Consider the following 25,732-nt stretch of genomic DNA (forward strand, 5'->3'; position numbering starts at 1 on the left):
ATAGTGCTTTAGTGACAACAAATGGTTTATTGATTACTTAAATTTTGAAGATATACAAGGAACAGAAAAGATTAAAACGATTTATCGTTATTACTATCAATCAATTAAGTTTGATAATGACGTTTAGTTTGACAAAAAATAGGCTTTAATTATAGCAACATAAGATCAGGTTGTAAAATTACAACCAATCTGATAGTTGAAAGTTTCACGTCAATATATTCGACACAATTCTGGTTAAATTTTTTTAAAATAGCTGTTCTACTCTTTTCTAAATCGTTCACCTGTAACAAATTTAACTTTACCTAGTATCCCATGAAATAATCCTTTAAAATGACGTTACTAAAACTGATGAGGTAATTCCTATGCGCTGGAGAGACCAAAGAGAGAGTGATAATATTGAAGATCGCCGCTCACAATCAGGAAGTGAATTAGGAACGCGAATTCCTATTGGTGGTAAAGGTAGAGTTGTTCTATTCATTGTTGTTTTAATCGCCGGCTATTATGGCGTTGATTTAACCGGTTTACTCAATTCTGATGTTATTGATCTTAACAGCACACCACAAAACAGCGCTGAGTATGCGATTGATGATCCGCAAGCAGCGAAATTTACGTCGGTCATTTTAGCCAGCACTGAAGATTATTGGAGCCAGGAATTTAAACGCCTCGGCAAAACCTATATCCCACCCAAATTAGTTCTTTATACAGGTTCAACGCAAACCTCTTGCGGTACTGGTCAAACCTTTATGGGGCCGTTTTATTGCAGTATTGATCAAACGGTTTATCTGGACACTTCTTTCTATCAAGAGATGAAACAGCGACTAGGCGGTGGCGGTGATTTTGCGCAAGGTTATGTCATTGCCCATGAAATCGGTCACCATGTGCAAAATCTACTCGGCACATTTAATCAACTAAAACAATTTAAACAATATTCCGATGTTAGCGATAATCAATTATCAGTAAGATTAGAATTGCAAGCCGATTGCTATGCAGGGTTATGGGGAAATGCAGTTCAAAAACAGAACTTACTTGAAGTTGGTGATATCGAGCAAGCACTGAACACAACTGAAGCCATTGGTGATGATCGCCTACAACGACAACGTGATGGCTATGTAGTACCCGATAGTTTTACACATGGCACGTCGAAACAACGTTACGCTTGGTTTAAAAAAGGGTTTGATAGTGGTTCAATTGAACAATGTGACACTTTTACTGAGTAACGAACAAAATAAGGAAACAAAATGGATGTCAAATTAGTGAATCGTATTTTATTAGTGAATGATGACGGCATCGATGCCCAAGGTATCAAAATATTAAAAAATGTGGCGGAAAAACTGGCTCATGAAGTTTGGGTAGTGGCGCCAATTATAGATCAAAGCGGCGTTTCTTGTTCCGTCAGTTTAAAAGCCCCATTCAGAGTCTCTAAACGTTCTCATACCGAATACGCCGTTTATGGTACGCCAGCAGATTGCATGTTATTTGCATTAAAACATCTAATGACAGACCAATTACCTGATTTAGTCTTATCCGGTATTAATAATGGGTCTAATGTTGGCTTTGAAACGATTTTATCGGGTACCGTTGGGGCAGCCATGATGGCGATGACCCTTGGCGTACCGGCAATGGCATTAAGCCAAGTGAGCAGTGAAGATAATCAACCGACAAATTGGCATTGTGCCATACACCATGCTGAAAACGTCATTCGAAAATTGCATGGGTTATCAATGCCTAAAAACATCTGTTTTAATGTCAATTTTCCAGATTGTAATGCTGATCAAATAAAAGGATATAAACTCACCAAACAAGGGGAACCGGATGTAAGCGAACTGATACTCACCCCGACTAAAGATCCAGAAGGACATGACTATTTTTGGTTCAGAGCTAAACGAAATCAAACCGCTTGCCATGAAGACAAAGAACTGGATATAGCAAACAGTGGCTACGTTGCAATCACGCCCATGAGTTATGAAAGAACACATTATCCTAGTCTTAACACATTGCAAAATGCGTTAAATTTTGACTAATGCTTAATGCATACGTCTTTCCTATATCGAAAGACGTACAAAGACTATTAATGATTTGATTTTGATTCGTTAACAAAAGCACAAAACAGGAAAGAAACCGCCACCATAATTAAAGCGATCCAATATATCATTTCATGTCCAAATGCTTTAGAGACGAAACCTTGAATCAGACCGGCAATGATAACGCTACACGTTATACCATTATTAAAAAGCGTTGAAGCAACGCCCATTCGGGTAGGAAGAAGATCTTGAAAATAGATAATTCCAATATTCGCCACAATACCGATGAAAAGTGCATTAAAAATTTGCAATGAAAATAATGCCACTTCATTTTTGAACAGGATGATGCCAATATAAAACAGAACACCACAGCCAATTGCAATAAAAAATAGATTACGTTTTCCTAAATAAGGTACTAAAAAACCGGCAATTAGCATAACCGGAATTTCGATTCCTGCAGCAAGCCCCATTAACTGACCCGGCAAGGAATCCGACAGATGTAAACTCGATTTTATATATAATGGCATATCGATGATATACATCATATTCGCTGTCCACATAAATACGGTTGATAAAAATAAAAAAACCACATTTTTATTTTGGAATAACGGTTGATTTATCTCCTGCTGATTCATAGCTTGAGTTTGCTGTGTAGCCGGATTTTTTTCGACTGAAGGCAAAAAAATGGCGACAAAGATCATCGCAACAAAAAACATCCCCATTGCACTTAGATACATGGTAGTAAAACCATAATTGATCGCTAACGCAAATGACAAAGGTGGACCAATAACCCAAGCCAAGGAAAGTTGAGCTCGAATAAGTGAGTTAAATGCCACAACATTACGACCCGTTTTAACCGCATACTCACGTGATAACGCAAAAATTTGTGGCATTGCCGCTGAGGATAATGCCGCAAATAACACGCCCAACGTAATCAAAAAGACATAATGCCGAGAAAAGGCAAAAACCAGACTATTGAAAACCCCCATTAAACAACAGAATATGACAATGAATCGTCTGTCCCCTTTTTTATCCGAATATTTCGCCAATAAGAAACTCCCCACAATACTGGCAATCGCATTGACTGAATAAAAAAGACCGACAAGAATGGGATCAACATTGACTTCATCAGTTAAAAAACGACTTAATGTCGGAGATTGTAAAGCGCCTGCGATCCCGATAATGAAAGTAGTAACAAGAAAAGCAGTAAAAATTACCCCTTTTAATTGTCGAAAAGATGAAGTATTCGGCATAGTGATTTCCTGTATATAGAATGAAATAATTATATACTGAAAATAAGCATAACAAAAAAACATGTTAAGCATTCGGGTTTAATCCCGCATGACTTGTTTTCAATCCTTTTTAATTAATACAAACCAAACCTTGACAAATATCATTAAAAAAATGATTTATTTTTAATGATACAAGCGTACAATAAAAATCATCAACTAGCCGAGGTAACGTTATGTTATATAATAACAAATCCACTCATCAGCACGCTGATCATCACTGCCATGATAGCTGCCAAAACATCACACATAATCATGCACATAATTCACTTCATGCTCGTAATATTAATAAAAACCATCAATCCAATCTGGGGCGTGAAAATCATGATCATATTGAAACGCAAACCAATGATCTTGATCCTCCACCCGATGAACCTGACCAGCAAAGCCCAACTGTCAAATTAACATGGAAAATTCAAGGCATGGATTGTGCGCATTGCGCCCAAAAAATTGAAAATGGAATCAAAACGTTACCCGATATCAATCAAATAAAAATGACGTTTTCAACTGGAAAACTCATGGTATTTGTGCCCAACAAAAATAAAGAAATTATCAAACTCATTGAAGATAAAGTGGTTGAATTAGGTTATACCCCTATTTTTGAATCTTCGCCACATCATCATCATGAGCATTCACACAGTTTGGATAAAAAAGCGCTACTGCCTTTAGTGACGCTGGGTATCTTAATTGTAATAAGTTATATCATCCTGTTAATCAATCATGATATAGGTAAATATGCCTTCATTGTTACGGCTATTATTGGCATCATTCCAATAGCCAAAGAAGCCATCACATTAACCCGTAGCGGCACTCCTTTTGCCATTGAAACGCTAATGAGTATTTCGGCTATTGGTGCACTATTTATCGGTGCCGCAGAAGAAGCCACCATGGTGATTTTTTTGTTTATGATTGGCGAAATGCTTGAAGGGATTGCCAGCAATAAAGCTAAAAAAGGTATTTCCTCACTGGTTGAATTAATGCCAGAAGAAACCGTGATTGTTGTTGACGGAAATCGAAAAACGGTGGCAAGTCACAGTCTTAAACCGGACGATATTATCGAAATATCATCAGGCGGTCGATTACCGGCAGATGTGATCTTAATCAGTGAGCAAGCCAGCATTGATGAAAGCGCACTAACAGGGGAATCGATTCCAGTCAATTATTTATATGGTGATAAAATTTTAGCTGGCTCACTAGTGGTAGATAACACCATTCAATTAAAAGTTGTCTCAGAAACAGGACAAAACGCTGTTGACCGTATTTTACAACTTATTGAAGATGCTGAAGAACGCAAAGCACCGATAGAGCGATTTATTGATCGATTTAGTCGCTATTATACCCCTGCTATTGCCCTATTATCGCTATTAGTAATGGTTATTCCGCCTCTATTGATTCAGACTGATTGGTACACATGGATTTATCGTGGATTAACGTTACTATTAATAGGTTGCCCATGTGCGTTAGTTATTTCAACACCGGCTGTTATTACTTCTGCGTTATCGAGTGCGGCTAAATATGGTGTTTTAATTAAAGGCGGTGCAGCCCTAGAACATATAGGTTCAATCAAAATGATTGCTTTTGATAAAACCGGAACCCTGACTGAAGGCAAACCTCAAGTTACCGATGTTATCAATCGTGATATCACAACCGAACACTTGTTAACTGTTGTTGCTGCGGTGGAAAGTGGATCACATCATCCGTTGGCCAAAGCTATCCTTGACTATGCTAAACAAAATAAGATTGTTTTTACTGAAGCCAATAATCGTAAAGCGATTGCTGGGGTCGGTATTCAAGGAGATATCAATCAAGAGACTTTTTACGTTGTAGCTCCGAATAGGCTCGATACCCTTTCAACCCAATTAACAAAAGAAGATGCACAGCTTATACAACAGCTTGAAACTGAAGGAAAAACGGTTGTCGTTGTAGTATCTCATCAAAAATTATTGGGTATCATTGCTTTGCAAGATGTACTTCGCCAAGATGCGGTCAGTGTACTCAATCAACTTCATCAATTAGGCTTAAAAACCTTGATGTTAACAGGCGATAATGAACGAGCAGCCAAAGCTATCGCTAAACAGCTCAATATTGATTACCGAGCGGAACTTTTACCAGCGGATAAATTAAATGAAATTGAAAAAATAAGCACCACAACCGCTATTGCCATGGTTGGCGATGGTATTAATGACTCCCCTGCCATGAAAGCCGCTACTGTAGGTATTGCAATGGGTAGCGGAACAGATGTCGCACTCGAAACAGCCGATGCGGCTTTAACCAAAAATAGTTTATTGAGTTTACCAAAATTGATACGTTTAACGCGCTTTGCTAACCGTAATATCAAACAGAATATTACGATTGCTTTAGGCATTAAGTTGATATTTTTAATTACCAGCCTATTTGGTATTACAGGACTTTGGCTTGCTGTATTAGCTGATTCGGGAACAACAGCGATTGTCACAGCCAATGCATTAAGATTGCTTAAACTTAAAAAATAAGGATTATAAATGACAAGTTGCAGAAACGCCATTGTCAAAAAATGAGTTTTTAGACGTTTTAAAACCATATGGCATCTATCTACGCCCACCAAGCAGGGATTTTCACAAAATGCCTGCTTGGCGCTATTAAGAATAAAAGAAACCTTACCGATTATTCATATTTGTTCGCATGCGAACAGTTTATCCCTATGTGTATAGGGAACACTTTGCACCCCACATTGTGAGCGCCATGGCCGCCGGTTTATCCCTATGTGTATAGGGAACACCCTTCTTGCAGTTCATAAAATCGTTTTAGATGCGGTTTATCCCTGTGTGTACAGGGAACACGCACTCGTCAATGCGATGATTTTATTTGTTAACGGTTTATCCCTGTGTATACAGGGAACACCTAAAATAAAAATTAATCACGAAATTATGTATCGGTTTATCCCTGTGTATACAGGGAACACAGGTTATCGATAGGAAATACACAAAAAGAGTTCGGTTTATCCCTGTGTATACAGGGAACACATAGCAATCATGGATTGCGATCCTCAAGGTAGCGGTTTATCCCTGTGTATACAGGGAACACTTCCTCTATTTGCCATTATCTTTCTCCTGTTTCGGTTTATCCCTGTGTATACAGGGAACACTACTTTGTAGACCATCGTGTTTTCCGCATTCTCGGTTTATCCCTGTGTATACAGGGAACACTCTATAATATATTTAGGTTTAGTAACGCGCCCCGGTTTATCCCTGTGTATACAGGGAACACCATTTCATCATTTACCGATAGGGGGTTAGGTGCGGTTTATCCCTGTGTATACAGGGAACACGAAATTGATGCCATAAAAGATCATAAAATCCTCTGGTTTATCCCTGTGTATACAGGGAACACTAAAAGAAAATTTTCAGGAAACCCACCAAGGGCGGTTTATCCCTGTGTATACAGGGAACACTAATGGATGCGAAAAAAGTAATATCAAATTACCGGTTTATCCCTGTGTATACAGGGAACACATAGTTATATTTTAGCGGCTAAAATTTAGATACGGTTTATCCCTGTGTATACAGGGAACACCCTAATTATAACCTATTGTTTATTAATTAAAATAGCAAAGTGTAAAATTCCACCAACTTTTTTGTTGTTTTTTTAGGCGATCTCTTTGTTAGCTATCTAAAATAGAATTAAATATTTATCATATAGTTAGTTACTTTCCAAATGTTATTTTAGGCATTTCATCTTTTTACAACTTTCTTGCGCACCAGCCTATTTTTACCTACAGCCTGACTTGTCTTGTTTCGTTAATTGGTCATGACTAATTGCCATGTATCATCTTCCTTTTGTGCCCTCGCCTTATTTTTACTTAACTAATGGGCTATCACATTAATTCACTTAGCAAATTTAAGCGATAAATAATCAGTTAGTGTTTAAAAGTATGTTCAATAATTTTATGGATGAAGGGGTTGTACTTTAGCAACTAAATACACGGGCGCTATATTTTCAATCGTTTAAAAATTAACAATTGATGATTAAACTGAACATAAAGAAATTATACCTAGATTAAAAGAGCCAGAAGTAAATACATTATTCTGACTTTTATCGGTTATTGCTTGTGCAACACCATTTGATTAATGATTTATAATTAGAATTTGTTTATTGAGATTAAAAAAATAACGGGTGATCATTTCCAATAAATTGCGTATTTGTTTCCAAAAAAAGAAAAAAAAGCTTGTCGCCTGTCAAAAAATAATCTATCCTAAAAAAATGGTTTTATATAAAAATGCAAAATAAAACCATAAAATGCAAAATGTTAGCTTTAAATCGTCAGTTTAAGCTTATGCATTACGGATTTGGTATATAAGGGATAGAGAACAACAAGCTGTATGAAATGTTATAAATTGATTACTCAAAAAGAGTGGCTGGCACTACAAAAGAAAGCCCCCGAAAGTCTGTTAGCTCAGTATGGGTTTTATGAGTTTCCCAAAACACAGTTACAAGCATCCGGTTATAACACTGTTCGTTACGATTACAGCGCAGCACAAGATGAAGCTATTGCTCATTGCATTCAACATCCTGAACAATGTCAACAGCTTTACCCTACACTGGAAAACTTGGGGTTATACTATGGCAATAATCACTATGGTCATGATAATGCCAAAGTCACGCAAGCCTTAACAGAAGCACTAACAACCGGTCGGGCGTTGTTAATTGAAAAACCGCTCACACTTGATTGTGGATTATTACCGCCTCAAACCAATTTTTTAAGACTACCGAGCAACAAAGCGCCACGTAAATTAACCCCGGCAGAAATACGGGAACGGGAGTTGTTTTTCTTTGATGATGATAACTGGATAGAATTCAGTGTCGAAAACTTACCGAATCAATCTTTTACGTTATTTAATAACAGTAATCAACGAATGATTTATCAGGGACAACTTGATAGTCGTGGGCATGCTTACGTCAATCTTGAGCCGGATATAAAATTAGTGGATGTCATCTTTGACCGCCAAACACAGCACCGAGCCTGGTATCAAGATGTCCCCTTACAGATATTGGGTGGTTTACGAGATGCGGGGCAAAGTACACTCGATTTATTATGGGATAGCACCTTAATTAATCCGATATCGCCGCTATTTTTGGCTCGAATCCATGCAGAAATTATCAGTGATAAACCGATTGGTCAGGCACCTAATCCTATACAAATGCCTGAGGTATCACCACCACAGACTATCTCAGGCGGGATAACACATGGTGTCAGTCAATTTATTGTCGGGTTTATACCGGCGGTAAGGGCAACCAAATTTATTAAACCCTTGAAAAATGTAGGCTCGTGGGTAAAAGGGATGATAGCAGGCAGTGTCACAGATTTTACGGTATTTAGTCCCCATGAAGAACGCCTGTCAAACTTAGTACAAGAATTTCCCGAACTGGCTAACCCAATAACCGAATATTTACAAGCCAAACCAGACGATAGTTTTGCAGAAGGACGATTAAAAAACAGTTTAGAAGGAATAATAGCCGGCGGCTTAGCCGAACCCTTAACCCGTTCACTACGCTTATTAAAATACGCCCGCATCAAAATAACCGGCACTGAAGTCAGAACGAAAGTACATCATAAAATTGAAGCGGTAGAGGTTGAATTAGAAGAGGTTAATTGGAATAATGTTGCTGAAAAGGTGAAGACGAGTTCTATTCTTAATGATACGGCAGGTTCTATACGTGATGTAAATCCTGGTTACCCTACTGAAGGTAGAACTCATAATTGTGTTAATTGTGCTATAGCAACTGATGCAACATTGGGTGGTAATCCCGCATCCGCTTTACCCATTAATTCAAAAAATGGAGTCTCAATATCCGTATTAGAAAAACAATATGGGACAAAATTTCAAAATGTCAGTGGTCCTAATAATATTATTGAGCAAATGTCAAATGCTGGAACTGGTGCAAGGGGTATTGTATTCGGTTCCTATGGACCAGGGCAACCAGGGCATGTTTTTAATGTTGTAAATCAAAATGGGAAAATACGTTTCTTAGATGGTCAAACAGGTAAAGCTGCGGATATGAGCAAATTCAAATCTTTCAAATTTTTAAGGACTAATTGATGATTACTTTTATTGAAGCGTTAAATAAAGCTAAAAATTATTTAGCTGAATACGATATTCCTGTAGAAATCACTGTAATTGACAGATTTTCTGAAGGATGGCTTTTTTGTTTCCAATCCAGAGAGTTTTTAGAAACTGGTGATTTTTCAACACAATTAATCGGTAATTGTCCATTTATAATAGATAAAGATAGTGGAAAAATATATGAGTTGGGAACAGCATACCCTATAGATGTATATATCCAACAATATGAAAATAAGAAGATAAATGGGAATTTTTAATTGTTCTATACCAATTGCTAAATGGAAATTGAATTGATGCATAAGGATTACCACTACCAGTTCCGCCTAGTGTTGGTGCTTCAGGTAGAGTTCCTAAGGGATTGCAAACTGGAGGAAATAAGTTAGAGAAAAACACTGCTAATAAATTAAATGAATATTTCGTAACAAATTTAACTTCTCGAGAATGGGGGCGAGCTCTTGAAGCACTGAAGGCTGATGCAGGAAAATTACCTAATAATTTTCATGGCAGAATTTTAGATAATGGTGATTATGTTGGGAAGAATGGTGAGATTATAGGCAATATTGGAGATTATTTACCATGAATTTTATAAAGAATAGAATTACACCTATATGTTCAGACTATGAAACATGTAGTGAATGTTTTGTTAGATTAATGATATACACTGGTGCAATAAATCCTAATGAAATTACTAAATTATTAGAAGTTGAACCGACTTATATAACATTAGCTGGAGATAAAATTACCAATAGTTTGGGACGGACTAGAGAAGTTAAAAATTCAGGTTGGTTTTTATCTTCGGAAGGAATTGTAAATTCAAAAGATCTTAGAGAACATATTGATTGGATTGTAAGTAAAATCTCTCCATTTGCTACCAATTTGAAAAAAATACAAGAAATTAAAGATATTAAATTAACTCTAAAATGTGTTTGGTTTTCTAAATTTGGACATAGTGGTCCAGTATTATGGCCAGAACAAATGAAAGCACTATCAGATTTAGATTTAGAATGTTCTTTTGATATTTATTTTGCCGAAGATTAATAATTATATTATTGATAAATAAAACAAGAATGAAATCATAATCGCATTTATAAAATAAATTTATTAAAACGTTTTACTATCAGAGACCACCTTACAGGCTTTAACTCATGCCGTGAGTCAATTTCTTGTCGGATTTATTCCTATGTTTAAAACCAGCAAGTTTATCCGACCTTTGCAAAAAAATTGGCTCGAGGGCAAGAGGGATGATAGCAGGCAGTGTCACAGATTTTACGGTATTTAGCCCTCATGAAGAACGCCTGTCAAACTTAGTACAAGAATTTCCCGAACTGGCTAACCCAATAACCGAATATTTACAAGCCAAACCAGACGATAGTTTTGCAGAAGGACGATTAAAAAACAGTTTAGAGGGAATAATAGCCGGCGGCATAGCCGAACCCTTAACCCGTTCACTACGCTTATTAAAATACGCCCGCATCAAAATAGCCGGCACTGAAGTCAGAGCGAAAGTACATCATAAAATTGAAGCGGTAGAGGTTGAATTAGATGAGGTTAATTGGAATAATGTTGCTGAAACGAGGACGACGCATACAGGAAGTGAAGCTGGAGATTATCTTAATAACTTTAAACCTTCTTCTACACCTGCTGAATTAATTCAACAACAAGCAGGTAAAGGTACTCAAGTAACAATCAATACTGAACATATTTTAAATGGTGAGATAAAAACTTATGCAAATGGGTTCATAATTGGTACAGGTGGCATTATTTTGTTGATGTCTACGCCCGATCAAGTAGCTTTATTTTACGAAATCCCTGCAAACGCTTCCTGTAATCCATTTTGTTCGCATGCGAACAGTATATAGGGAACATAGTTTAGATCACCTACTGGTATTAGCTGTATCGAGGTTTATCCCTATGTGTATAGGGAACACATCTACTGCCGCTCGAACCGAAAATACAGGATCGGTTTATCCCTATGTGTATAGGGAACACGATAACGATGTTTCAATGGAATATATCACACACGGTTTATCCCTATGTGTATAGGGAACACGAATATCTGATTATTGCCAGTTAATACCGCATCGGTTTATCCCTATGTGTATAGGGAACACTTGATCAGTTCCGTGATGAAATCGTGTTTACCCGGTTTATCCCTATGTGTATAGGGAACACCAACCGACCAAACAGGCACGCTGTGCTATCTGCGGTATAGGGAACACTATTAACGAGAACGCCCTCATGTAATTGAGGGCGGTTTATCCCTATGTGTATAGGGAACACTGAGGAGGGCACCGTAAAAATGGCTCCCCGACCGGTTTATCCCTATGTGTATAGGGAACACTCGCCGGTGTTGGCATAGAACATAAAATCAGCCGGTTTATCCCTATGTGTATAGGGAACACTCTAATTATAACCTATTGTTTATTAATTAAAATAGGGAGGTGTAAAATTCTACCGATTTTTTGTTGTTTTTTTAGGCGATTTAGTTTAATACACATTAGGAATGTAATTTTATAATTATCATATAGTTACTTGTAATCATGCAGTTTTTTTAGCGGAAACTCTTTTGTAATTTTTACTGCGCACCGAGCAATTCTTGAGAACAAGATAACATGCTACTTTTTGGTAGATGATTTTAACGAACGACTTTATATTGATCTTACCTTTATCTTCTTGTTTTATTCGGCTTTATGCCGAATGTTATAACCATTAATTCGCAGATTGACGTTATAACAATAGTTAGAAGTTTGATAACAGAAGAAATAATTAGGAATTTAAACAAAGTATTAATTTTTAGATCTTTGAAAATAATGGCTATCCTTATGTATTTAAGGAACACGATAATTTTAAAGATAGCCCTATTTGAGGGGAACGATTTATCCCTATGTGCATAGGGAACACGCACATCTAAGAATTTCGGCGTTTAATTCTATTCGGTTTATCCCTAAGTATATATAGGGAACACCGCCTGAGCCTCGCTTAGATTTTCTTTTAGCCACGGTTTATCCCTGTGTATACAGGGAACACATGCTGATTTCGGTAGGCGTTGAATCGCCGATCGGTTTATCCCTGTGTATACAGGGAACACGATCGATAATGTTGTCGCTGGTCAATCTGCAACCGGTTTATCCCTGTGTATACAGGGAACACATTCTCGGAATGCCTCGGCCATATCACCCATGCGGTTTATCCCTGTGTATACAGGGAACACTATTTATCCGCCCCAACCCACGCGCACTAGGGCGGTTTATCCCTGTGTATACAGGGAACACAATAGCAGCGTAAAGACCATTATTAGTAACTCCGGTTTATCCCTGTGTATACAGGGAACACCCTAATTATAACCTATTGTTTATTAATTAAAATAGCAAAGTTTAAAATTCTACCAACTTTTTTGTTGTTTTTTTATTCAGCTGGGTTTTAGATATTTTAAACACATTAGTTTATATTAATCAGTTGGTTAATTGAATTTAACAAGGAGTTGAATGCGCCTATTCTTCTTGTAACTTATTCGTGCACCGACCCATTTCTAGTTACAAGGTCATTTCTCGCTTTTGGGAATGGATTTTAATGAATTGCAGTGAAATGTTTTGCTTTTTGGACTTTGTCACATTCTACTTGTTAACTAACAGGGTACAGCCATTAACTCACTTTGCAGAATTTTTACCAAAAAGTGGAAAGTTAATAAACATGATATTTATTGAATTTTATAAGAATTTATTGTCCCTGTGTATACAGGGAACAATTTGTTACTCATCACTTCGTAATGAGATTTCACCACCTATATATGCTTGGATTTTGCCATTTTGTTCAAGCAGTAAAGCACCTTGATCATTTATACCTTTTGCTACACCTCGAATCACATCATCACCAATGAGTAATTTAACAGGACGATGGATAAAATTATCGAGATGATTCCAATCATCAATAAAAAATGCTAATCCATTTTTTTCAAATTTTTCTAAATTTTCCCGTAATGTTTTTGCAATTTTGGCAACCAATAAATTACGATTGATGTTCCCTAAATTAGCCCATTTTTGATTGACAATATTTGGGTCGGGATTGGTCATGTTTAAATTAACCCCGATACCAATCACAACATGAGCACAATCCCCAGTTTTACCAGCTAATTCGACCAAGATACCTGCTAATTTTTGGTCATTTAGATAGAGATCATTAGGCCATTTTACTTTAATATCTTGACCCGATAATTCACGTAAAGCCTGCGTAACAACAATACCCACAACTAGACTTAGTCCCATAGCTGCTGCAATGCCTTGCTCTAATCGCCAATACATTGAAAAATAGAGATTGGTACCAAAAGGTGAAAACCATTGACGCCCCCGTCTTCCTCGTGCTTTTGACTGAAATTCGGCTATACAGCAATCTCCCGATTTTAAATCGGGTATTTTATCCAGCATGTATTGGTTAGTTGAGTCGATAATTGGTAAAATTTCAACACGACTATCAGCTTGGTAATACTGATCTATCTTGGATTTATTAAATAAGTCCATCGGTATTTTTAAACTATAGCCTTTACCTTGTATCGAGGATAATTCAATTCCCCATTCACGGAGCACTTTAATATATTTGTTTATTCCGGCACGCGTAATACCAAAATCAGACGCTAGCTCTTCGCCGGAATGAAAATTTCCGTCGGCTAGAATTTCAATTAATTTAAGGGGATTTTGATAACTGCGCATTCGCTCCTCGCTTATAGACTAATAAAATAATAAAATAAAGTGAAATTATAGCAAAACTGATGAATAAATAAGAGTTATTGGTTATATCCATGACATAAGCAATGATCGCCGGCGCAATAAGACTTCCTAACGTATTGGTTAATAACATTGCTTGATTCATTGATACAATATCTTGTTTTCGTACACAAGAACAAGCCCATGCCATGGATATTGGATAAATCGTGTAGATGGTTGTGCCTAATAAAATAATGGCAAACACATCAAATAAGTTAAATACCAATAATAAGCAAGCAACTAACATGATTAAAGATTCAATCAGTAACACCACTCGACGGCCATATTTATCTGCACACCAATTAGCAGGAAGTTGCGCAATAACGCCAGACAAAATAAGTAAAATCATCCAATTAGCGACTTGGCTATCGCTATACCCTAAATGTGAATAGTAGACAGGTAATAATGAATATAAAGAACCAATTAACATGCCCGCAATCATACAACCGATAAGCCCTATCCGAGAAGGCTTATGTAAAATCATTGGAACAATATTTAAACCGCTTTTCTTTCTTTTTGGTAATTTATAGTGAGTAAGCAAAATAAATAAAATAGCCAATGCCATTAATAGTGTAATAACCAGTCCAAAATAGAGTACTTCTTGCGGAAAATATCTTAACAACGCTTGCCCTAACACCGTACCAATATAGTAAGTTGTTAAATAAACCGCTAGCATTTTTCCTCGTGTACGTACTGTTCCGGTGACTAAAATGCAACTTTCAATCACAACCCATGTCACCGCACAAGCCATACCAATCATAAAACGCCATATTGCCCAACTATAAAAATCCATTGAAAAACTTAAGCCAATGGTGGCAATAGCGAAAAGTAAACAACTATAGGTATAAGTATAACGAGCATTAAAATGACTAATTAACCAGTTTGCCGTGATTGTACCAAGCAAGTTACCAGCAAAATAACTCGACCCCACCAGACCAATTTGCCCTAAAGAAAACTGGTCTTTTTCTAACCACAGTGGTACTTGGGTATTTAATGCTGATAAAGCGATCGTAACAAAGAGTAAACTTGTTAATAAAATCGGAAATGAATAAGAGTGTTTCATAGTTCAAAATGATTATAAAAAATTATCTACATCAATTTCGCCTGTTGCACCGATAAAGCGGATTTCAGGGGAAAGATGTATCGAAAATTTGTTTAAAACGGCATTTTTGACATGACGAGCTAAATCAACTACATCTTGTGCCGTTGCCTTATTGATATTAACTAAAACCAATGCTTGTTGTTGATGAACAGCAGCACCACCAATCTGATAGCCTTTTAAGCCACACTGATCGATTAACCAACCAGCGGCTAATTTAACTTGATTGTTTGATTGTGGGTATATTGGCATTGCCGGGTAGAATTCAAGTAGTTTGTCAGCAATAACTTTTTCCACCACTGGATTTTTAAAAAAACTGCCACCATTACCAAGTAAGTTAGGATCGGGTAATTTACTGCGACGAATTTCACACACTTTATCAAAAATCATTTTAGGCGTGACAGTTTTAGCATCAAAGTTTTTTAATTCACCATAAGTGAGTACTGGCTGCCACTGTTTTGCTAATTTTATACCGACATAAATTACCGCATAACCTTGAGAATAGTGTTGTTTAAAAATGCTTTCACGGTATCCGTATTGCCCGTCAGTCACGGTGATAATATTACCGGTTGCAAGTTCAAGCAATTCAACATAGTCAGCAACTTTTTGAAATTCAACACCATAAGCACCGATATTTTGAATTGGTGCAGAGCCGATACAGCCCGGTATAAGCGCTAAATTTTCTAGACCGGCAATATTTTGTGTGATCGTTTTTGTTACGACATCATGCCAGTTTTCTCCTGCGCCTATTTTTAACAACCATTCGTTTTCCGTTTCAGTTATAGTAATACCTTTAATGCGGTTAACGATAATTGTGCCTTCAAAATCACAAGTAAAAAGGGTATTACTCCCCTCGCCTATAATCATAATCGGTTGATTAACATTATCATTCCAAACATTTTGTAGTTCCAAAACGCTCGATACCGTGATGACATGTTTAGCAAAAACTTCAAGACCAAAAGTATTCGGGATTTTTTGATTCATTATTCACTACCTTTATTTTTTATAATTAACTTCATCCTAAATGGGCAAACTAACGTGTATTAATTAAATTGGTATTTATTTTGTGTTAATGTCTAAAGTTAGCTTTCAGGATTTTATATAACGTCATTCCTTAAATGGGCTATGCTAATATGATGTGAATTAGTTAACATCTTGTTAAATAATTGAGATATTAAATAGTTCATTTTAACACAACACCTTTGAGATTTGATTCATCATAATTAAATTTATCATTTAATTTCTTCAATAATAATTTTCTGCAAATTGCTTAACAAAACATTATTTAATCGCTCTATTAGCGAATATGTCATAATATTTTTTACAAAATCCGTTAATATTAATCAAATAATCAGCTAAAACGATGCTTAAATCTTTTCTGTTTTTTTTTATCATGTATTATAACTAACCTGAAAACCTTTTATTATAAAGGGCTCAAAAAATAGTTTTAATCGTTAAAAAAATTTTTTTGTTACACAATTGACTTTAATAAAGTAAGCAAATGTGTGCTAGATCACAATATTAGCAATCGTTATTTCATAACATGGTTGCCAAGCTTAGTGATATTTGAGATTTAGAGGAAATTATGAAAAGAGTTTTTATTATGATCCTCGATTCCTTTGGAATTGGTGGAGCCGAAGATGCAAAAAAATATGGAGATGAAGGATCGAATACATTAGGTCATATTGCCGAAGCCTGTGCATTAGGTCAAGCCGATAAAGGACGCCAAGGTCCATTAAAATTACCTAATTTAGCTAAGCTAGGCTTAATCGAAGCAGCCTACGAATCGACCGGTTATTATCCCCAAGGAATGCACACAGAAGGTGAAATAATCGGTTCTTATGGCTATGCTAGTGAAATTTCTTCGGGTAAAGATACACCATCAGGACATTGGGAAATAGCTGGCGTTCCTGTACTTTTTGATTGGGGCTACTTTTCCAACACCACCAATAGTTTTCCTCAAGAATTATTAGATAAAATTGTAAAGCGCGCCAACCTATCTGGTTATTTAGGTAACTGCCATTCATCAGGAACTATTATTCTAGATGAGCTAGGTGAAGAACATATGACAAGTGGCAAACCGATATTTTATACTTCAGCCGACTCAGTTTTTCAGATAGCGTGTCATGAAGAAACATTCGGCTTAGATAGATTATATGAAATCTGCGAAATCGCGCGTGATGAACTGAATAAAGGCAATTATAACATTGGGCGTGTGATTGCCAGACCATTTATCGGTAAAAAAGCGGGGGAATTTGTCCGTACCGGTAACCGCCACGATTTAGCCGTTGAACCACCTGCCCCAACCATGATAAAAAAACTGGTTGATGAAAAACAAGGTACTGTCGTATCAATCGGTAAAATAGCCGATATTTATGCACATGTTGGTATTACAAAAAAAGTTAAAGCAACCGGTATTGAAGCCCTTTTCAATGCATCAATTGAAGAGATAAAACAAGCCAAAGATAATACGATTGTATTTACTAACTTTGTTGATTTTGACTCGTCTTATGGTCATCGACGTGATGTTGCCGGTTACGCTGCTGCGCTAGAATATTTTGATTCTCGCTTACCCGAAATGTTAGATCTTATCGAACCGGGTGATCTACTGATTATCAGTGCTGATCATGGATGCGATCCAACTTGGGCTGGCACAGATCATACTCGTGAACATATTCCAGTCATCGTTTACGGTGATAGTGTTCCTGTTGGTTCCCTAGGGCATCGTAAAACCTTTGCTGATATCGGTCAGAGTGTTGCCGATTATTTTGATTTATCACCAATGGAATATGGGCAATCTTTTATCAAAAAATAGGTAACAGAAATATATTTTTCAAAAACTTTCAGGAGAAATTAATGTCTACCCCACACATTAACGCAATTGAAAATGCTTTTGCAGAAACTGTCTTAATGCCAGGCGATCCATTACGAGCAAAATTTATTGCAGAAACCTTTTTAGAAAATGCACAAGAAGTGACCAATGTAAGAGCGATGTTAGGTTTTACTGGCTATTATAAAGGTCAAAAAGTTTCTGTTATGGGGCATGGAATGGGCATTCCATCTTGTTCTATCTATACAACAGAATTAATAAAATTTTATGGTGTAAAAAATATCATTCGTGTCGGTTCATGTGGTGCGATTAGCCCAAATGTAAACATTGGCGATGTGATTATTGGTATGGGTGCTTGCACAGATTCTAAAGTTAATCGTATTCGTTTTAAGGATCATGATTTTGCAGCTATTGCCGATTTTGATCTTACTTGCCACGCTGTAAGTGCAGCCAAAAAATTAGGTGTTAACGTAAAAGTGGGTAACCTCTTTTCAGCTGATCTTTTTTATAGTGTTGAACCCGAACTGTTTGATGTAATGGAAAAATACAACATTTTAGGGGTTGAAATGGAAGCAGCAGGAATTTATGGGGTTGCCGCGGAATATGGTGCCAAAGCATTAGCTATTTGTACGGTATCTGATCATATACGTAAAGGCGAAGCCATGACAGCTGAACAGCGTCAACTTGGTTTTAAAGAAATGATCACCGTTGCGTTAGAATCGGTTTTATTAAACCAAAACTAAAATGGCAGAATGACTGCCATTTTTTTTAATTACTCAAAATTGTTAATGACTGAACTACATCATCAAAAGTGTTCAGTCAAAAAAAAATTTTTCGGTTTCACGCAATATCGCTATACAACAGGTTGAAGTTGCAATCAATTTATTGATTATATTTTAGGTAAGAAGTTATGAAAAAGATCGCATTGAATAAGGAATTGAAATGAATACTAAGTTACAACTAAAAGTTATATTTTTTATGCAATTTTTTATTTGGGGATGTTGGTTAATCACCTTCGGTTCTTACATGAATGATGTTTTATCCTTTTCAAGAACAGATATTGGATTAGTGTATGGTTCAATGGGGTTAGCATCGCTATTTATGCCGGGTTTATTAGGTGTAGTTGCAGATAGATGGATCCCTGCTAATCGCTTATACATGCTTTGTCATTTAATTGGTGCAATTACATTATGCATTGCTGCATTAATTACTTCACCCTCTATGATGATGATTGTCATGCTTATTCATTGTTTAGCTTTCATGCCTACCATTGCGATATCAAACTCAATAGCTTATTCATGTATCGAATCTAAAGGGCTTGATGTCATCGCTGAATTTCCCGGCATTCGAATATTTGGCACAATTGGCTTTATTGTTGCCATGTGGTTAGTTAGCTTTTTAAAATTTGATCTTAGTAACATGCAACTATACACAGCGGCAGCCGGTTCAGTCGTATTATGTCTGGTGTCGTTAACACTCCCTTTGATTCCGACATCAAAAAATGCAATCAAAGAAAAATCGCTTATCAGTTCGTTAGGATTAGATGCACTTGTCTTATTTAAGCAACCAAGAATGGCAATATTCTTCCTGTTTGCGGTCTTATTAGGTGGAATTTTACAAATTACCAATACTTTTGGTGACCAATTCCTACGAGACTTTAGAAACATTCCGATCTATGAAACGAGTTTAGTTGTGAAATACCCGTCAGTCTTATTGTCGATTTCACAAATATCGGAAGTCGTATTTATCTTATTTGTACCTTTCTTTATGAAAAGATTAGGCATCAAATATGTAATGTTGATTAGTATTCTAGCTTGGGTTGCGCGTTTTGGTCTTTTTGCCTATGGCGACCCATCACCAATTGGCTTTGTATTACTGTTACTTTCGATGATAGTTTATGGTTGTGCATTTGATTTCTATAATATTTCTGGCTCCATGTATGTCGAAAAATCGGTATCGCCAAGTATACGTAACAGTGCTCAAGGTCTATTTATGATAATGACTAATGGTATTGGTGCTTATTTAGGTTCGGTGATTAGCGGAATTGTCGCCGAACACTATACGCAAATCATTGATGAAAAACAGATCACAGATTGGCATACCGTATGGCTCATTTTTGCTGGCTATGCGCTGGTGCTGGCTGTCATATTTATGGTCATATTTAAAAATGACACCAATGAACAAAAAACAGCCGAGGCCGTTAATTAATTGTTATTAAGAAGTATTATTCAATCACAGAAGGATAATGATCATTGTCCTTCTGTTTGAATAAAAAACAAGCATATTGATTAAGCTAGCGTTTAAAATTATCCTTTTTAACCTTGAGATGATGTGATTAATCAGGGTGATACTGTTTAAAATAAAACGATACCTATCTCACAAAATAAAAATTGGTCACACAAAAAGTATGGAAATAAGATACCTGATCAAGGTAAAATAGATAACAACGCAATTAGCAAAGCTAAAATGCCATTAATCTATCACTATTTGTGTTAAGCGACCTAATAGTGGGAGCCGAGAAAGCATATTAAAAAGATAACTTATCAAATGAATAAACCATTGCTTCCTAAAGTGATATTACATGAACATGTTGAAGGTAGTATTACCCCTTTTATGGCTAAAAAGTTAGCTGATAAAAATCATATTACCTTCCCATCTTCGTTATGCTATCAATCGGGTGAATATGATGCTAACGAATATAAAAATGGGCGATATCGCTATGATGAAACTGATTTTGTTCAGTTTATTCAAACCTATGATACTGTCTCAAATTTTGTAAAAACCCCCGAAGATTATTACCTTATTACTTATGATTTTCTTTATCGAAATGCCAAACAGGGGCTAATCTATTGCGAACTCTTTCTATCTCCTTATCACATTTGCGCAACAGAAGAACAGGGTGAAATAATCTGGGATGAAGAGCGATTTCATCAAACCTTACAGCAAATGGATGCCGCCATAACTGACGTACAAAAAGAATTTAATATTACCGTAAGATATCATGTGATTGGTGTTAGGCATTTAGGGGCGAAAACAGTACATGATACCCTATTATTTATTGAAAAAAACCCTCACCCATTTATTACCGGTTTTAATATTGCCGGTAATGAAAAAGCCGGTCACTTCGATGATTTTCAAACCTCACACCAATTAGCCCAAAAACTCAATTTAAAAAAATCTTATCATGCTGGCGAAATAGAACCCGCAGCAAGCATTATTCAAGCCCTTAAACATGGTGCAGATAGGATTGGGCATGGCATTCGAGCGATTGAAGATCAGGAATTAATCAACGAATTAGTTCGACGCAACATAACATTAGAAGTTGCGTTAACCAGTAACCGCATTTTAGTCAATGAGTTACATGGGGATATCCATCATCACCCAGTAAGACAGCTTTATGATCAGGGTGTACGAATTACCTTAAATACCGATGACGCAGGCATTTTTGGTACTGACATCGAAAAAGAATATTGTTTAGCCCAATCTATCTTTCACTTTACTCGTTTAGAATTGCTCGATATTACACTGTGTGGAATTGATGCGGCGTTTGTTGAAGATTTGCAAAAAGCACGGTTGACGGATTATGTACTATCCTGTTTCACCACCGATGATCAGCTATCATTACAAACAGCAATCAATGAAAATAATTATCACCCAGCCATTATTAAACGATTTATTCATTACCAACATTTATTATTAAAACGGATGAAAAATAGCATTACCGGAAATAAATAGGAGATTCATATGATAAAAAATAAACTCACTTTACCCCTTTTAACCCTATTGATTTCTGGCACGCTTCATGCAGCAACAGTAGATTTAAGAATTATCGAAACAACCGATCTGCATGGCAATATGATGAATTTTGACTATTTTAAAGATCAATCTGTCGATACCTTTGGATTCGCTAAAACCGCCAATTTAATTCATCAAGCTCGCAATGAAGTCAAAAACAGTGTACTGGTTGATAATGGCGATCTAATTCAAGGAAGTCCTATGGCAGATTATACTGTCAATAAAGGGCTTAAAAATGGTGAGACCCACCCTGTCTATAAAGCCATGAACACGTTAAATTATACCGTTGGTAACATAGGTAATCACGAGTTTAACTTTGGTTTAGACTTCCTGCAAAAAAGCCTTGCCGGTGCTAAATTTCCTTATATTAATGCCAATGTCTATGATGCAACGACCGGGCAGCCCTTTTTTAAACAATATATTATTGTCGACACGCCGGTTATTGATCGAGAAGGTAATCAACACACTATTAAAATTGGTTATATAGGATTTGTTCCACCTCAAATTATGCAATGGGATAAATTAAATTTGGATGGAAAAGTCGAAGTTAAAGACATCACAGAAACAGCCAAACAGTTAGTTCCGCAAATGAAAAAAGAAGGAGCTAATATCATTATCGCCATTCCGCATTCGGGTGTTTCTGCTGAACCTTATAAAGCATTAGCCGAAAACTCGGTATACTATTTAAGTCAAGTAGAGGGTATTAATGCGATTATGTTTGGTCATTCACATGGCGTGTTTCCAAGCGACAATTTTAAATCATTACCGAATACTAATATTGAAACCGGCAATATAAATCATGTTCCTGCCGTTATGCCCGGACAATGGGGAAGCCATTTGGGCGTTGTTGATTTAGTCCTAAATGGTGACAATTCAAATTGGCAAGTGACTTCAGGTAAATCTCAAGCTCGCCCAATTTATGACGTGAAAACCAAAAAAGCACTGGTTGATGCCGATCAACATATTACTCACGTACTAAAAGAAGATCACCAAGGTACACGTGAATTTGTCGGAAAACCGATTGGGAAAATTGATAGTGATATCACCAGTTATTTGGCTTTAGTTCAAGATACTACGGCATTACAAATTATAAGTGATGCGCAAATAGCATATGTAAAACAATTTATTCAAGGTGACCCAGATCTTGATGGTTTACCAGTTTTATCGGCTATTGCCCCGTTCAAGGCTGGTGGTAGAAAAAACGATCCAACTGCTTTTGTTGATGTAAAAAAAGGCGATCTTACATTTAGAAATGCAGCGGATATCTACTTATACCCTAACCTGTTATCAGTCGTCCAAGTGACCGGCAAAGAGGTCAAAGAGTGGCTTGAATGTTCGGCAGGGGTATATAATCAGATTGATACGAAAGTCACGACACCGCAGTACTTAATAGATTGGGATCATTTCAGAACGTATAATTTCGATACGATTGATGGCGTAAATTACCAAATTGATATTACTCAGCCTGCTCGCTACGATGGCAATTGCCAACTAATCAATGCGCAGTCTGAACGAATTAAAAATTTAACCTATCAACAAAAACCAATTGATCCTAATCAAACCTTCTTGATAGCAACAAATAATTATCGTGCTTATACCGGTGCGTTTCCGGGAACGGGAAGCAAAAATGTTAAATTTAATTCACCCGATGATTTAAGAGTGATTTTATCGGCTTATATCACTAACACCACCCATAAAAATGGGGAGGTAAAGGTGGCAGTCGATAATAACTGGCAAATTGCCCCGATAACCAGTAATACCAAATTAGATATTCGTTTTGAATCATCACCAACTGAAGAAGCCAAAGCAGTTATCGAAAAACATTCGTTATATCCAGCAAGCTATGTGGAAAAAGATAATCTAGGATTTGGGATTTATCGTCTGGATTTACAATCACCGATGAATGTGCAATCTAAACATCAATAGAACAAGGTATAATTAACAGGATTATCATGATGAAAATTGAAAAACTAATCGAACTGGCCAAAACCGCACGTTCTAACGCTTACGTACCTTATTCTAAATTTCAAGTTGGTGCGGTACTCATTACTGAAGATGACGAGGTCATTTTAGGTTGCAATGTTGAAAATGCATCGTACGGATTGGCTAACTGTGCCGAACGAACCGCTATTTTCAAAGCCGTTTCAGAAGGCAAACGCAAATTTAAAAAATTAGTTGTCATTGGCGATACCCACGAACCTATTTCACCCTGTGGAGCCTGTCGCCAAGTAATAAGTGAATTTTGCGCTAAAGATATGCCCGTAATTTTGACAAATATGCAAGGAAAAATACAAGAAACAACCGTTGGTGAGCTATTACCTTGGTCATTTTCACCCAGTGATTTAGACTAGAAACATTCTTATAATAAAAAATTATCACTAAAAATGAGTAAAAATGACAATGTCATGTCGTATTAAATTATACAATTTATGCGCAAAAATGTTGACTGATTTAAACGTCGTTTAACATCAAATAAACAGACCAAGGTAATATTAACCTAATATATTGACATTAAGAGAGAAGATTAATGAGATTTGTAGATATTATTGAAAAAAAACGTGATGGACATCCACTAACAACTGAAGAAATCCAATTTTTTATTACCAATTATACTAATGGCACAATCCCTGATTATCAAGTGAGTGCTCTATTAATGGCTATCTACTATCAAGGCATGACGTCAAAAGAGTGTGCTGATTTAACCACAGCGATGATGCATTCGGGTGATACTGTCGATCTCTCTTCAATTCAAGGTATCAAAGTTGATAAACATTCAACAGGTGGCGTTGGCGATACCACTACCCTTGTGCTTGCCCCATTAGTGGCAGCCGTTGGTGTACCGGTTGCTAAAATGTCCGGACGAGGACTTGGTTACACAGGGGGTACCAATGACAAATTTGAGTCAATCCCTGGATTTAAAATGGAATTAGATAAGCAAGAATTTATTGATCAAGTCAATCAAAAAGGTGTGTCAGTTATTGGACAATCGGGTAATTTAACGCCTGCTGATAAAAAACTTTATTCACTTCGTGATGTTACCGGTACGGTCAATTCAATTCCACTTATTGCTAGTTCGATTATGAGCAAAAAGTTAGCTGCAGGTGCCGATGCAATTGTTTTAGATGTGAAAACCGGTGATGGCGCATTGATGCGAGAGATGGCAGATTCAGAAAAATTAGCTTATGAAATGGTCAAGATCGGCAATCAAATTGGACGAAGAACCATGGCGATAATTTCGGATATGTCACAACCGCTTGGATTTGCAATTGGTAATGCGCTAGAAGTAAAAGAAGCCATTGATACCTTAAAAGGTCAAGGTCCTTCAGATTTAACTGAATTAGTACTGACATTGGGCAGCCAAATGGTAGTGTTAGCGAATAAAGCGAAAACGCTTGATGAAGCACGAGTAAAACTTCAAGAGGCAATAAACAATGGCAAAGCGATTGAAAAATTCAAAACCTTAATTGAAGCGCAAGGTGGTGATAGCTCTGTGGTTGATCACCCTGAAAAATTAGCAAGTGCCCCTTACCAAATCGCCTTACCAGCACTTAAATCGGGTTATGTTTCTCGTATTGTTGCCGATCAAATCGGAATCGCAGCGATGCAATTAGGTGCAGGACGTGCAACGAAGGACGATATCATCGATCCTGCGGTAGGTATTGTGTTACATAAAAAAGTCGGCGATAAAGTGGAACAAGGCGAAGCTTTACTTACCATCCACGCTAGCACTGACAAACTTGATGCGATCAAACAAAAACTGTATGACAATATCACTATGAGTGATAATGCGCACGTGCCAACATTAATTTATAAGGTCATTACGGAGTAGTGATTGTCTAT

At 36.7% G+C, this 25,732-nt stretch carries 19 protein-coding genes and 3 CRISPR repeat arrays; of the genes, 15 read left to right on the forward strand and 4 right to left on the reverse strand.

What is annotated here, in order from left to right:
• The first annotated feature begins 362 nt into the window (after nt 1-362).
• Both ACGH6P_RS07035 and surE read left to right on the forward strand, forming a co-directional pair.
• Nucleotides 363-1,217: a neutral zinc metallopeptidase gene (locus ACGH6P_RS07035; RefSeq protein WP_411597090.1), complete on the forward strand. Its 855-nt coding sequence runs from the start codon at nt 363-365 to the stop codon at nt 1,215-1,217.
• Nucleotides 1,218-1,238: 21 nt separating this feature from the next.
• Nucleotides 1,239-2,021: a 5'/3'-nucleotidase SurE gene (gene surE / locus ACGH6P_RS07040; protein WP_220215340.1), complete on the forward strand. Its 783-nt coding sequence runs from the start codon at nt 1,239-1,241 to the stop codon at nt 2,019-2,021.
• Nucleotides 2,022-2,068: 47 nt separating this feature from the next.
• On the opposite strand, the gene ACGH6P_RS07045 is transcribed toward surE, so the two are convergent.
• Nucleotides 2,069-3,274, reverse strand: a complete 1,206-nt coding sequence (locus ACGH6P_RS07045) for an MFS transporter (protein ID WP_411597091.1) — start codon at nt 3,272-3,274, stop codon at nt 2,069-2,071.
• A gap of 212 nt (nt 3,275-3,486) precedes the next feature.
• On the opposite strand from ACGH6P_RS07045, the gene ACGH6P_RS07050 reads away from it, so the two are divergent.
• The 6 genes from ACGH6P_RS07050 to ACGH6P_RS07075 all read left to right on the forward strand — a co-directional run bounded on the left by ACGH6P_RS07050 (nt 3,487) and on the right by ACGH6P_RS07075 (nt 11,270).
• Nucleotides 3,487-5,802 (forward strand): zinc/cadmium/mercury/lead-transporting ATPase, encoded by a 2,316-nt coding sequence (locus ACGH6P_RS07050; RefSeq protein ID WP_411597092.1) that lies wholly within the window; start codon nt 3,487-3,489, stop codon nt 5,800-5,802.
• A gap of 176 nt (nt 5,803-5,978) precedes the next feature.
• Nucleotides 5,979-6,862: a CRISPR direct-repeat array (repeat unit 29 nt; unit sequence CGGTTTATCCCTGTGTATACAGGGAACAC).
• 806 nt (nt 6,863-7,668) lie between these two features.
• Entirely contained in the window at nt 7,669-9,387 is a 1,719-nt protein-coding gene (locus ACGH6P_RS07055; protein WP_411597093.1) for a toxin glutamine deamidase domain-containing protein, read from the forward strand.
• On the forward strand, nt 9,387-9,668 hold the full coding sequence (locus ACGH6P_RS07060; protein WP_187756470.1) for a YrhB domain-containing protein: 282 nt from the start codon (nt 9,387-9,389) through the stop codon (nt 9,666-9,668). The genes ACGH6P_RS07055 and ACGH6P_RS07060 overlap by 1 nt, the downstream gene beginning before the upstream one ends.
• Before the next feature lie 101 nt (nt 9,669-9,769).
• Nucleotides 9,770-9,991 carry a hypothetical protein gene (locus tag ACGH6P_RS07065; protein WP_065557898.1) on the forward strand — a complete coding sequence of 74 codons (222 nt, stop codon included), beginning with the start codon at nt 9,770-9,772 and terminating at the stop codon, nt 9,989-9,991.
• The gene (locus ACGH6P_RS07070; RefSeq protein WP_218837305.1) at nt 9,988-10,449 is read left to right on the forward strand and encodes a DUF4279 domain-containing protein; all 462 of its coding nucleotides are present in this window, start codon (nt 9,988-9,990) and stop codon (nt 10,447-10,449) included. Before ACGH6P_RS07065 ends, ACGH6P_RS07070 begins: the two co-directional genes overlap by 4 nt.
• A 203-nt stretch (nt 10,450-10,652) precedes the next feature.
• Entirely contained in the window at nt 10,653-11,270 is a 618-nt protein-coding gene (locus ACGH6P_RS07075; protein ID WP_411597094.1) for a hypothetical protein, read from the forward strand.
• A gap of 40 nt (nt 11,271-11,310) precedes the next feature.
• Nucleotides 11,311-11,584: direct repeats of the CRISPR family, unit length 29 nt.
• An 825-nt stretch (nt 11,585-12,409) separates the two neighbouring features.
• A CRISPR array of direct repeats spans nt 12,410-12,744; the repeat unit is 29 nt; unit sequence CGGTTTATCCCTGTGTATACAGGGAACAC.
• 416 nt (nt 12,745-13,160) lie between these two features.
• On the opposite strand, the gene birA is transcribed toward ACGH6P_RS07075, so the two are convergent.
• Genes birA through murB form a run of 3 tightly spaced genes read right to left on the reverse strand, consistent with a single transcriptional unit; the run spans nt 13,161 to nt 16,254 of the window.
• The gene (gene birA / locus ACGH6P_RS07080; RefSeq protein WP_267351116.1) at nt 13,161-14,114 is read right to left on the reverse strand and encodes a bifunctional biotin--[acetyl-CoA-carboxylase] ligase/biotin operon repressor BirA; all 954 of its coding nucleotides are present in this window, start codon (nt 14,112-14,114) and stop codon (nt 13,161-13,163) included.
• Nucleotides 14,089-15,231, reverse strand: coding sequence for an MFS transporter (locus ACGH6P_RS07085; protein WP_411597095.1), 1,143 nt, complete (start codon nt 15,229-15,231; stop codon nt 14,089-14,091). The genes birA and ACGH6P_RS07085 overlap by 26 nt, the downstream gene beginning before the upstream one ends.
• Nucleotides 15,232-15,243: 12 nt before the next feature.
• Nucleotides 15,244-16,254, reverse strand: a complete 1,011-nt coding sequence (gene murB / locus ACGH6P_RS07090; protein WP_411597130.1) for a UDP-N-acetylmuramate dehydrogenase — start codon at nt 16,252-16,254, stop codon at nt 15,244-15,246.
• 598 nt (nt 16,255-16,852) lie between these two features.
• Here murB and ACGH6P_RS07095 point away from each other — a divergent pair.
• The 7 genes from ACGH6P_RS07095 (at nt 16,853) to ACGH6P_RS07125 (ending at nt 25,721) form a co-directional block, all read left to right on the forward strand.
• A complete protein-coding gene (locus ACGH6P_RS07095) occupies nt 16,853-18,082 on the forward strand; it encodes a phosphopentomutase (protein WP_267379419.1) in 1,230 nt (409 codons plus the stop codon).
• A gap of 41 nt (nt 18,083-18,123) precedes the next feature.
• Nucleotides 18,124-18,840, forward strand: coding sequence for a purine-nucleoside phosphorylase (deoD, locus tag ACGH6P_RS07100; protein WP_267379417.1), 717 nt, complete (start codon nt 18,124-18,126; stop codon nt 18,838-18,840).
• Nucleotides 18,841-19,039: 199 nt separating this feature from the next.
• The gene (locus ACGH6P_RS07105) at nt 19,040-20,305 is read left to right on the forward strand and encodes a nucleoside permease (RefSeq protein WP_411597096.1); all 1,266 of its coding nucleotides are present in this window, start codon (nt 19,040-19,042) and stop codon (nt 20,303-20,305) included.
• A 339-nt stretch (nt 20,306-20,644) separates the two neighbouring features.
• Nucleotides 20,645-21,832, forward strand: a complete 1,188-nt coding sequence (add, locus tag ACGH6P_RS07110; RefSeq protein ID WP_267351105.1) for an adenosine deaminase — start codon at nt 20,645-20,647, stop codon at nt 21,830-21,832.
• Nucleotides 21,833-21,841: 9 nt separating this feature from the next.
• Nucleotides 21,842-23,818 carry a bifunctional 2',3'-cyclic-nucleotide 2'-phosphodiesterase/3'-nucleotidase gene (locus ACGH6P_RS07115; RefSeq protein ID WP_411597097.1) on the forward strand — a complete coding sequence of 659 codons (1,977 nt, stop codon included), beginning with the start codon at nt 21,842-21,844 and terminating at the stop codon, nt 23,816-23,818.
• A 29-nt stretch (nt 23,819-23,847) separates the two neighbouring features.
• Entirely contained in the window at nt 23,848-24,243 is a 396-nt protein-coding gene (locus tag ACGH6P_RS07120; protein WP_267351102.1) for a cytidine deaminase, read from the forward strand.
• A gap of 176 nt (nt 24,244-24,419) precedes the next feature.
• Complete coding sequence (locus tag ACGH6P_RS07125; protein ID WP_411597098.1) at nt 24,420-25,721, forward strand: pyrimidine-nucleoside phosphorylase; 1,302 nt, start codon at nt 24,420-24,422, stop codon at nt 25,719-25,721.
• Nucleotides 25,722-25,732: the final 11 nt, after the last annotated feature.

The organism is Gilliamella sp. CG25 (assembly GCF_046635705.1).
Taxonomy (GTDB): Bacteria; Pseudomonadota; Gammaproteobacteria; order Enterobacterales; family Orbaceae; genus Gilliamella; species Gilliamella apicola_I.

Excerpts from the sequence above, each read along its gene's own strand:
- ACGH6P_RS07035 (WP_411597090.1), top strand. The coding sequence starts at position 363 with ATGCGCTGGAGAGACCAAAGAGAGAGTGATAATATTGAAGATCGCCGC.
- surE (WP_220215340.1), top strand. The coding sequence starts at position 1,239 with ATGGATGTCAAATTAGTGAATCGTATTTTATTAGTGAATGATGACGGC.
- ACGH6P_RS07045 (WP_411597091.1), bottom strand. The coding sequence starts at position 3,274 with ATGCCGAATACTTCATCTTTTCGACAATTAAAAGGGGTAATTTTTACT.
- ACGH6P_RS07050 (WP_411597092.1), top strand. The coding sequence starts at position 3,487 with ATGTTATATAATAACAAATCCACTCATCAGCACGCTGATCATCACTGC.
- ACGH6P_RS07055 (WP_411597093.1), top strand. The coding sequence starts at position 7,669 with ATGAAATGTTATAAATTGATTACTCAAAAAGAGTGGCTGGCACTACAA.
- ACGH6P_RS07060 (WP_187756470.1), top strand. The coding sequence starts at position 9,387 with ATGATTACTTTTATTGAAGCGTTAAATAAAGCTAAAAATTATTTAGCT.
- ACGH6P_RS07070 (WP_218837305.1), top strand. The coding sequence starts at position 9,988 with ATGAATTTTATAAAGAATAGAATTACACCTATATGTTCAGACTATGAA.
- ACGH6P_RS07075 (WP_411597094.1), top strand. The coding sequence starts at position 10,653 with ATGATAGCAGGCAGTGTCACAGATTTTACGGTATTTAGCCCTCATGAA.
- birA (WP_267351116.1), bottom strand. The coding sequence starts at position 14,114 with ATGCGCAGTTATCAAAATCCCCTTAAATTAATTGAAATTCTAGCCGAC.
- ACGH6P_RS07085 (WP_411597095.1), bottom strand. The coding sequence starts at position 15,231 with ATGAAACACTCTTATTCATTTCCGATTTTATTAACAAGTTTACTCTTT.
- ACGH6P_RS07095 (WP_267379419.1), top strand. The coding sequence starts at position 16,853 with ATGAAAAGAGTTTTTATTATGATCCTCGATTCCTTTGGAATTGGTGGA.
- deoD (WP_267379417.1), top strand. The coding sequence starts at position 18,124 with ATGTCTACCCCACACATTAACGCAATTGAAAATGCTTTTGCAGAAACT.
- ACGH6P_RS07105 (WP_411597096.1), top strand. The coding sequence starts at position 19,040 with ATGAATACTAAGTTACAACTAAAAGTTATATTTTTTATGCAATTTTTT.
- add (WP_267351105.1), top strand. The coding sequence starts at position 20,645 with ATGAATAAACCATTGCTTCCTAAAGTGATATTACATGAACATGTTGAA.
- ACGH6P_RS07115 (WP_411597097.1), top strand. The coding sequence starts at position 21,842 with ATGATAAAAAATAAACTCACTTTACCCCTTTTAACCCTATTGATTTCT.
- ACGH6P_RS07120 (WP_267351102.1), top strand. The coding sequence starts at position 23,848 with ATGAAAATTGAAAAACTAATCGAACTGGCCAAAACCGCACGTTCTAAC.
- ACGH6P_RS07125 (WP_411597098.1), top strand. The coding sequence starts at position 24,420 with ATGAGATTTGTAGATATTATTGAAAAAAAACGTGATGGACATCCACTA.